The following is a 9,508-nucleotide window of genomic DNA, read 5'->3' as shown; positions in this document are numbered from 1 at the left end:
ACAATAGTTTATTTTGAGAATCGAGACTGACGCAGAATATGAAAAATATGGTTATTTTTAGGGGTTAACGGCGATTCACTAAATATAGTAGTTTTGTGTCAACTCTGTTTTAGATAAAATGGTTAGGGTAGCATATAATTCAATTTTCTTGATAATAAAATCAACTATTGTCCAATAGTATACATAGGAGGATTAACTATTGCACGGGTAGTTTTAGTAGTGATATATCTGCCACACTTGCTCCGCCAACGCCTTTGCTGATAACTGATAACTGATAACTGATAACTGAAAGTGGTGATCGCTTACTTTTGTCTTGTGGTATAAAAAACAGGCAGGATGTCTGTGCTACACCTACAAGACTTAGGCAAATTCTGAGATAAAACGCTATCTATAGAGGGCGAATACCATTCGCCCCTACTATAATATGGCGCTTGGTGCGTAATATCATGTTCGGATGATTACTTATAATAAAGTCATTGCGACTTACACTGGTGGAAGGAAGCAATCTCAGGGGTTTTAGATATCTCTTCGATCTATATCCTAATCATAACTATTTAACCGAACATGATATAAGTCTTAACCTAATCAAAAACATCAAAAATAGTTTTTCACCCTATCAATTATCAATTATCCATTATTTTTGATTCCTTCTCGAAATGCTTTTGCCGCAGCAAGAGGACTTGGATTTTGAATAGATTCGGTTAATAACTCGATATTTAATTCAGGTAAAACTTCACTTCGATTAATTGCTTCATAACCAAAAGTTGCAGCGAACTGCTCCGCATCTTGTCGTAAATGGTAAATAGCAAGGCGATCTTCAAACCAAAACCAGACTTCTTGTATCCCTAGTTTTTGGTAAAGAGCTAACCTATTAATTCCACCAGAAGTGACAACTACTTCAATTACCAAGTCAGGAAATTCTTTATCTGTACCAATACAATAACTCTCATCTGGTTCCCCTCCAACTTCTCGTTCAGATTTACGAAAAGTTGTGGAACCTGTGGGAAAGTATTCTGTATTGGTTTCCATAAAGTAAATCTCTAACAAAGTTCCAATACGGGTTTTTCTACTTTCATGGTGACGACTAGGAGCCATAATTTCTAGCACTCCATCTAAATAACTGATACGGTAGGAGGATTGTTCTCCCAGTTTTGACAATAATATTTCGTATTGTGACCAACTCACCGGACTAATGGTATGACATTCTTCCGGATCATTAATCTGGAGATTTTCGGATAAGTCATTTAAGAGAATCATACTTTTCAGCAAAAGCAAAAAATAAGAACAGGCAATATACCTATTGTTATATAATTATAGTAGTTTTCGTTTATACATTATGCAAATATCCATTGAAATCCCCGAATCAGTTTTGGTAGCAACCAACGCAGATGCAACAACATTTGCTGGAGAGTTACGGACATTAGCAGCAGTAAAACTTTATGAAATGGCACGTTTATCCTCTGGTAAAGCAGCCGAGCTAGCAGGAATGTCACGAGTAGAGTTCCTAATAAACTTAGAGAAATATCAAGTTTTTCCCTTAACTCAAGAATTGCAAGAATTGGAGGCAGAAAATGTCAGCAGTCATCAGTAATACATCACCCCTACTATATTTGCACAGAATAGACTCTGTAGACTGGTTAAAAATTTTATTCGATAGTATTTGGATCCCCCAAGCAGTAGTTATAGAACTAGCAGAAGGTCAACGCCTCGGTTTTGACGTTCCCGATCTAGTAATCTATCCTTGGCTGCAAATAATAGAACCAGTTACTATCCCACCTGAAATAGCCAATCTTGACTTAGGTAAAGGGGAATCAGCAGTTTTAGCTTTAGCCATTTCTCATCCTCAACATTTGCTATTACTGGATGATGGATTAGCCAGACGGGCAGCTCAAAATCTAGGTTTTACAGTTTGGGGAACTCTCAAAATTTTGTTAGAAGCTAAATCTCAAGGATTGCTCGATCGAATAGCTCCTGCAGTAGAACGCTTACAAAATTCTGGTATGTGGATTTCCCAAGATGTACGCCAACGAGTTTTAGATTTAGCAGGAGAATAATTTTTCATTTTTAGGAGGAAAGCGATCGCTAAATTTTGACTTTTGAGATTGCGAGTACCTTGCTTAGGAGTAGGGGAGCAAGATGCTCCCACTCCCAAACTTCCTACATCTCCCTTTGGAAGTCAGAACTCAGAAGTGATACTCCCCATACTGTCCACCCTGCCCACACTCCCCACACCTCCCACACTCCCTACTCCCTTCCTCTAGGATAATATTTAGCCAAAAACTCCTCTGCCTCAGAGCGATCGCTTATTTTCCCATCCAAAGTGGCAGCTAAAATATCATCCAATATCAACTTAAACTGTCGCCCTGGTTGATAACCCATGATTTTCAAATCATTTCCATTCAAAATAGGTTTAACATTCATCCACTGAGTCAAATATTGCCAAACCCGATGTCGCATCCAACGGTCACATTGCACAATAATCAACATCAACATTGGTAAATCGTATTCTCGCAACAACCACACCACCTGACTCGAAGTTTGACATTTTGGCAAATTCTTCATGACCTTAACCTTTGCTGACTCCAACTCTTCCAACCTTTTAATACTATCCAGAGGCAACTGTAAATTATTTCCCACTAAACCCCGATATTCCGACTCCAAACTAATAATCAAAACCTCTAACCGCATTTGCCAATGAGATAAATTTTTCTCAGAGTCTAAACGTTGTAAACACCTATCCAACAAACACACCTGCTGCCACAACTTGCGGTCTAACTCCAAAGTATGATGAATACAACGCAACGCCCCCAGACTTCCCAGTAATTTTAACGCAGGTTTCCAGTAGTGAGCTTGCAAAATATATTTTAACTCACTTTTCAGCCGAGTTTCTAAAGCAGGCGCTCTTCTATTTTTTCCTCCCTTCCCCACAACTTCCCGCTCATAAACTCCACTATTAATCGCATAACGAATATATTCCTCCGTTTTCGATTCAATTTCAAACCCCAATCTCACAGCAAACCGCACTCCGCGATAAATGCGAGTTGGGTCTTCAATAAAACTGTTAGCGTGTAACACCCGAATTTGTTGGCTTCGCAAATCTGACAACCCACCAAAATAATCCAGTAATTCTCCCACACCAGGTTTCGTCAGTCGTACTGCCAAAGCATTAATAGTAAAATCTCGCCGATACAAATCTTGACGAATGGAACTTGCTTCCACCTCTGGGTTAGCTGCTGGATAGGGATAAAATTCTGTGCGAGCAGTGGCAATATCTATCCACAGGGAGTCTAATACTAAATCGTTGTGCCAGAGGAGAGCAGCAGTTTGAAATTGTCCGTGAACTTCCAAACGTGCTGTGGGGTAGATTTTTTGCAATGCTTTTGCCAACTCTACCGCTGGTGCTTTTTCAGAAGGCAGAAGGTTTTCTTCAGAAGGAGATTCTGAGTGAGAAGGTAGGAGGTAGGAAGCAGAAGGAGGAAGGTTTTCTTCAGGAAATTTTTGCTCTGTGCCTTTTGCCTTTCTTTTGCTTATGGCTTCAGCATCGAACTCCTTCCCTTCTGCCTTCTGCTCTCTACCTTCTGCCTTATTATTTCCTTCTGCTTTCTGCCCTCTACCTTCTGCCTTTCTTTGGTCAGAGTGACAACCATCCACAACCAAATCTATATCTGTTAATAATAAAGTCTCATCAGATTTTGATAACAATAAATCTCTAACTCCTCCTCCAATTAAATATAGTTCCCAACCTCGTTTTTCTGCTTCCTCAGTTACACAGGTGAGTAGTTGCCAGAGTTGGGGAGCGAGACGCTGTTGTAAAAGTTCAGCAATAGATTTACAAGTTTCACCGGGAATGCACCCTAGTTGTTGACTTTGGGGACGTTGTTGTTGATGCAGTTCTCGTAAAACGTCGGTGCGGGTGACTATTCCCACTAAAAAATTATTTTCCAATACAGGCAACCGCCCAATATCATAAGCTATCATTAATTCTTCAATTTTTGAGAGAGTGGTTTCTGGGGAAATAGTTTTGAGTTGGGGTGTCATGTAACCTTTGACTGGAGCATGACTAAAACCATGATGGAGAGCGATGTCAATATCTCGCCGAGAAATAATTCCCACTAATTTTCCAGATGAGTCTACCGTACATAAACCAGAATGACCGTAACGTAGTAATATTCGGTGAGCTTCTGCTATAGATGTTTCGGGAGGAATAGTACGAACGGGAGATGACATCAAATTTCTGGCAGTGGTTGGCTGCGGAATTTGATTTTTTAGTTGCTCTAGGAGTTTTGCTAATGTTGCTTCGGGGTTGGAGTCTCGGCAACTAACTGCTGCTGCTCGGTAATGACCCCCACCTCCTAAAGGTTGAAATAATTGGTTGAGGTTAGTTTCTGGAATACGGGATCGCCCGATAATATTTAAGCTTTTTTCCGTTGTATTTTTGAGGGAGTGGGTGTGGGCGAGGAGGAGAGCATCTATTTCTGTGAGGTCGATCAAACTGGAAGCTAAACTGGATAAACCGGGAACGTATTCATCTGTTTTTAAGAGTATGGAACCTATTTGATAGTTTCGCACGGTGGAGCGTTGTAAATTTTCCAGAGCTGTTTTTAATAATTCTTGCAGTTGGGGTGACAAAGCGGGTTCGATGTATTCGCCTATGACTGGTAAACTTGCGCCTTGCTGCATTAACCATGCTAAAGCTTTGGCGTCTCGCGGGGTTGTGTGGTCAAAAGTTAAGGAACCAGTATCAGCGTGGATGCCAAGTGCCATTATTGTTGCTGCTGCTGGAGTTAAAATGGGGGTGTTTTTTTTGAGAGTCTGGAGTTTTTCTGTAATTAGGGTTGTGGTAGCTCCCACTGCTTCTATGTGAGTTTCGGTCGCTGGAATATCGGTTTGAATGTCACAGTGGTGGTCGTAGATGATAATTTCTGAGAGGTGGGGTAAGTCTAACCATTGGGCAGTTTTTCCCAGTCGGGAGCGGGTTTGCACATCTACTATATATATGGAGTGAATTTGTTCTGGGTTGACCGAGCGACGTTCAATGATAGCAAACTCGTCTCGATGGAGGGCAAGAAATTGTTTGACAGTGGGATGACAACCACCTGCGAGTACGAGGCGACTACCTGGGTGGAGGTGAGTTAGGCCGACGGCGGCACCCAGGGCGTCGAAGTCTGCGGTTTTATGGCATAAGATGATGTTCATTCGTTGAGATAAAGGGGGTGTTTGGTTTTGCTTCATTTTACCTAACCTACTACATTTTTCAGCTTAGGATAATTAATAATTAATAATTCAGGACTTACGCAAAGGCGCTATATAGAAATAAAACCCCGAACCAAATCTATAAAATTAGGTAGGGGGATGGGGAGATGGGGATATGGTGAAGATCAGGCTCTAATTCTAGCTTTTTCCGTATTCTATTTCTCTCACTCCTGACTTCTTTCGCAAAAAAAAACACACTTTTTAGGACTTACGCAAAGGGACTATATATGGAGTATCGGTGCGTTAACGTCAGTGTAATGCACCCTACTAATAGCGTTCATGCGTCAGTCCTGTTTTGTAAAGATACGGTTCGGGTTCTATAGAACCCCGAACCAGATCTATAAAATTAGGTAGGGAGATGGGGGGATGGGGAAATGGGGAGATGGAACTATTTTTCTACCTTTTATTTATCAACAGGACTTACGCATAGGTAATATAGCAATGTGCGCACTTAATATTTACAAATTGCAGAAGGTGTATAATAGCTAAAAGCCTTATATTATAAGATATTCATTCTTCCTCCATACCTGTTCCCTGTTGCCTGTTTCCTAAAAGCAGCGCTATATATATGGAGTTAAAAAACTATTGCGTATGGGGTTTTAAGCACTATTGTCATTGCGAGCGATAGCAAACGCTATCGCCAAGCTGCGAGTCGCGCCATGACAGAAGCCCGTTGTTTTCGTAAGTCATGTTAATATAAAAGCATTAACATATAAAGGTTTTAGCCTTTTCTAGGTAGGAAAAAAGTACCTGGTTTTGAGCTGCTGAATGCACGGTTCCCGAAAAATCAAAAATTTACCAAAAAAAAGAGGTATAAAGCCTCCCCTTTTAAGGAGATGAAAAAATTTTAACTCAGTATTTCAAGCCTCCAACTAAAGTTGGAGGTTCACTCTCTACTGATAACTGAAATGACCATTTTCGGGAAAAGTTGGGCAAAAAAATTACTTTCCTGCTCCTCTACTCCCCTACTCTCTTGCTTCCGTAGGGAAGTTGTATGGAACCTCCCTACCCTGAAAAAAGATTGAAGAAGCGCAAACCCTAATTACTTGAACTCCAAATAAACCTACCAATATTATCTATGTAACCTTTTTTCTCCTCTACCCATGCTTCTGCAATACCATTAGAAAAGGCAAAAGCATTATCAAACTCAGGATCAATAATCATCTCATTAACAGCATTAATATAACCATACTTATCATCTATTCTAACTTCTGCTAAACCTTCCGAAAAATTGCCAGCAAAATCATATTGGGGTTGAATAACTCTTTTGCCAGAAGTATCTATATAACCATATTTATCATTAATTTTCACTGGTGCTAAACCATCAGAAAAATCTTGACTAAATTCAAACTTTGGTGTAATAACTTCCTTACCATTTTTATCAATATATCCCCAGCGATCGCCAATTTGCACCCTGGCTAAACCATCAATAAAATCTCCAGCAAAATCATATTTTGCCTCTATTATTACTTCTCCAGTTTGATCTATATATCCATATTCATAACCAGTACCAATTCTGACAGCAGCTAATCCATCAATAAAAAAACCCCGTCCAGTTTGACCATTATATTCTGGCTTAATTACTATTTTTCCAGTTTGATCTATATAACCCCATTTACCATCAATTGTTACTCTTGCCAACCCTTCAGAAAAATAGACCGCATCTTCAAACTGCGGTTCAATTACTACCCCTCCATTTCTATTAATATAACTCCATCTTTGACCAATTTTTTTGACTGGTGCTAATCCTTCAGAAAAACGTAAGACAGATTCATATTCTGGTTTAATAACTATTTGTCCTCTTTCATTAATATAACCCCACTTTTCTTCAATTTTTACCGCTGCTAACCCTTCAAAAAAATCTTTTACCCGATCAAATCTTGGTGGAATTAATATTTCCCCCATATTATTGATATACCCATATTTTTCATCTTGCTCAATCACAAATAATCTTCTTTGTTCTTTTTCTGCGACGGGAGATACAGTAGGTGTTGGTGATGGGGATGCTTCAATTAATTCCTGAAGTGGTTTGATAAATTCCTGAAGTGGTTTAATAAACTCCTGGAGTGGTTTGATAAATTCCTGAAGTGGTTTAATGTATTCTTCAATTTCTTTAACCGCATTACAGGATGTTGTACCTAAAACAATTAGACTTATTAATAAAAATAGAGAGCGCTTCATGTTGTCAAATTTTCCTTCAATTTCCAATTAACAAATTATCTCTTATTGGTTTGACTAGATTAACTATTTTAGTAATAGTCAAAAGTCAGGAGCTAGAAGTCAGAAGTCAGGCAGAGAAGCTGTTGGATTAGCAACTTACATGATATAGCGCTACAGGCAAATTATAAATTATACCACATCCAGTTATCAAAAGCTAGTTTGTCTAAATCCTTCTAAACTTTCTGCCCCCAACTTTCAAAAGCAGGGCTAATTCTTTATCATCAGAGAATATTTACAACTCTATATTTTTTCAGTCCTGTACTTCCCACACCTTCCACACTTCCCCACCCAAATGGCATAACTTCTTCCTTTTTCCTTTTTCCTTCTTCCTTTTTCCTTATAAACTTCTTCCTTCTTCCTTTTTCTTTCTTCCTTCTTCCTTTTTCCTTCTTCCTTCTTCCTTTTTCCTTCTTCCTTTTTCCTTCTAACTTCTAACTTCAATCAACCCAGTTCATCTGTTATTAAAAGTCTGATAATTTCTGTTACTTCTGCTGCCATTCGAGCATCTATTTCTACTGCTTCTTTGTCAAAATCTCCTAATGCTTTTGCACCTCTTAAAGTCATAGCTATAGACTTAACTTTTCTCTGATATTCAAACTGAGTAAAACAAGTATAAATAAGTTCTGTACGCTGACGACTGCTGCTATATCCAAAACCTAATTTAGATAAAATAACAGGATATTTAATACTATTTTGAATTCCTAATTTTTCTATAGCAACATCCACATAACGAGCAGTATCCTTACCAAGATTACGAATAAAAGGTTGTAAATTTTCCCAAGACATTCCTGTTAGTTTTGCAGGTTCTGGTAAATGATAAAACCATCCTACCATTGACATAATTCTAGTTAAGTCATAAGCAGTAACAGTATTTTCTCCAGTCTGGTCTTCTCGCTTCTTACTTTCTGATACAGCACTCAATAAAACTTGATGATCTTGAACAATTTCAGGAGAAAGAATAAATGGTTCTTCACCATATAAACCTTGAAATTCTGTATGATTATTTCCTGTAACTTCCTTCAACCATAATTCTAAATCAACATAAGTTTGGAAGCATTTAAACATAGCAGCTAAAGCATTAGAACTACCTACCTTTTCTGCATAACTAATCACATCTTCTACAGCTTCATTAAAGTCTATATTTTTGTCATCTCCTCGAATTTGACAGGTATTAATATCGCTATTAAGAGAACAAATTGTATTTAAAATTGGAATGATTTTAGTAGAACTCCAATATTGACATTTATCCAAAGAATTTCTACCTAACCAATAAGATTTAAAAGGTCCGCCAGCAGTACCAGCTAGACAAATACAAGCTTCTTTAATGTCAGGATGAATAAAATTAAGTGCTTGTTCATCAATTTCTGGAATTTCGCCAATATTGGGAAAAGATTTTGCTCCTGGGATGGCTAAACTAGGCAGCATTTTTAAATGTTCTGGATAATTTTCTACCTGGTTTTGATAGGGAGAATTATTAATACCTTTATCTAGAATAGCTAGTTTATAACTATTAAAACCAGCTTCAGCTTTTAAGAAGTCATTGTAAACTTTTTCTCGGTTTATTGCTAATAGTAAAGTGAAGGCTTCTTTTTGACCAAAAATGCCGAAAAAGTCTGCCACCGTACTGATTATTTGCTCGTTAATTTCTTCCATAATTTTATTTAGCAGTAAATTTGACTTTCTTTTTAATTAGGACTTACCGATGAACACTATTAGTAGCGCATTGTTTCACCTTAAATGGTGTAATAGCTGTAGGTTACAAAAATGTTTTTCCCCTACTCCCTAATGCACCATTTGAGATGAAACAGTTCAGTAGGTGTGTTTCGCTACGCGACATGAATGCACTCGCATTCCCTATACGAAAAAGCGCACAACGCACAACGCACCAACACCCTATATATAGTACCTTTGGGTAAGCCCTGTTAGTTTAGACAAGCTACTAATATAACATTTTGAGTAGCGATACAAGTATAGCCATAAGAAATAATTAGTGAGAAAAAATTGTAACCACAAAATTTTAGAATCTATAGGACTA

At 38.2% G+C, this 9,508-nt stretch carries 7 protein-coding genes; 2 read left to right on the top strand and 5 right to left on the bottom strand.

The window, feature by feature from the left end; translation table 11 throughout:
* Positions 1–627 precede the first annotated feature (627 nt).
* Entirely contained in the window at positions 628–1,257 is a 630-nt protein-coding gene (locus tag VKJ25_RS06270; protein WP_324235769.1) for a Uma2 family endonuclease, read from the bottom strand.
* Positions 1,258–1,336: 79 nt separating this feature from the next.
* Between VKJ25_RS06270 and VKJ25_RS06265 the strand changes: the two genes are divergently transcribed.
* A complete protein-coding gene (locus tag VKJ25_RS06265; RefSeq protein ID WP_324235768.1) occupies positions 1,337–1,591 on the top strand; it encodes a UPF0175 family protein in 255 nt (84 codons plus the stop codon).
* Positions 1,572–2,054 (top strand): PIN domain-containing protein, encoded by a 483-nt coding sequence (locus VKJ25_RS06260; protein ID WP_324235767.1) that lies wholly within the window; start codon positions 1,572–1,574, stop codon positions 2,052–2,054. Before VKJ25_RS06265 ends, VKJ25_RS06260 begins: the two co-directional genes overlap by 20 nt.
* A 190-nt stretch (positions 2,055–2,244) precedes the next feature.
* On the opposite strand, the gene VKJ25_RS06255 is transcribed toward VKJ25_RS06260, so the two are convergent.
* The 4 genes from VKJ25_RS06255 to VKJ25_RS06240 all read right to left on the bottom strand — a co-directional run bounded on the left by VKJ25_RS06255 (position 2,245) and on the right by VKJ25_RS06240 (position 9,126).
* Positions 2,245–5,196 (bottom strand): CBS domain-containing protein, encoded by a 2,952-nt coding sequence (locus tag VKJ25_RS06255; RefSeq protein WP_324235770.1) that lies wholly within the window; start codon positions 5,194–5,196, stop codon positions 2,245–2,247.
* 1,095 nt (positions 5,197–6,291) lie between these two features.
* Entirely contained in the window at positions 6,292–7,461 is a 1,170-nt protein-coding gene (locus tag VKJ25_RS06250; protein ID WP_324235766.1) for a WG repeat-containing protein, read from the bottom strand.
* A 252-nt stretch (positions 7,462–7,713) separates the two neighbouring features.
* Entirely contained in the window at positions 7,714–7,914 is a 201-nt protein-coding gene (locus tag VKJ25_RS06245) for a hypothetical protein (RefSeq protein WP_324235765.1), read from the bottom strand.
* Positions 7,915–9,126, bottom strand: a complete 1,212-nt coding sequence (locus VKJ25_RS06240) for a hypothetical protein (protein ID WP_324235764.1) — start codon at positions 9,124–9,126, stop codon at positions 7,915–7,917.
* Between the last annotated feature and the right edge of the window lie 382 nt (positions 9,127–9,508).

The organism is Okeania sp. (assembly GCF_035285525.1).
Taxonomy (GTDB): Bacteria; Cyanobacteriota; Cyanobacteriia; order Cyanobacteriales; family Microcoleaceae; genus Trichodesmium.
The sequence above is the reverse complement of the archived record's forward strand: the minus strand, read 5'-3'. Positions and strand labels throughout refer to the sequence as shown.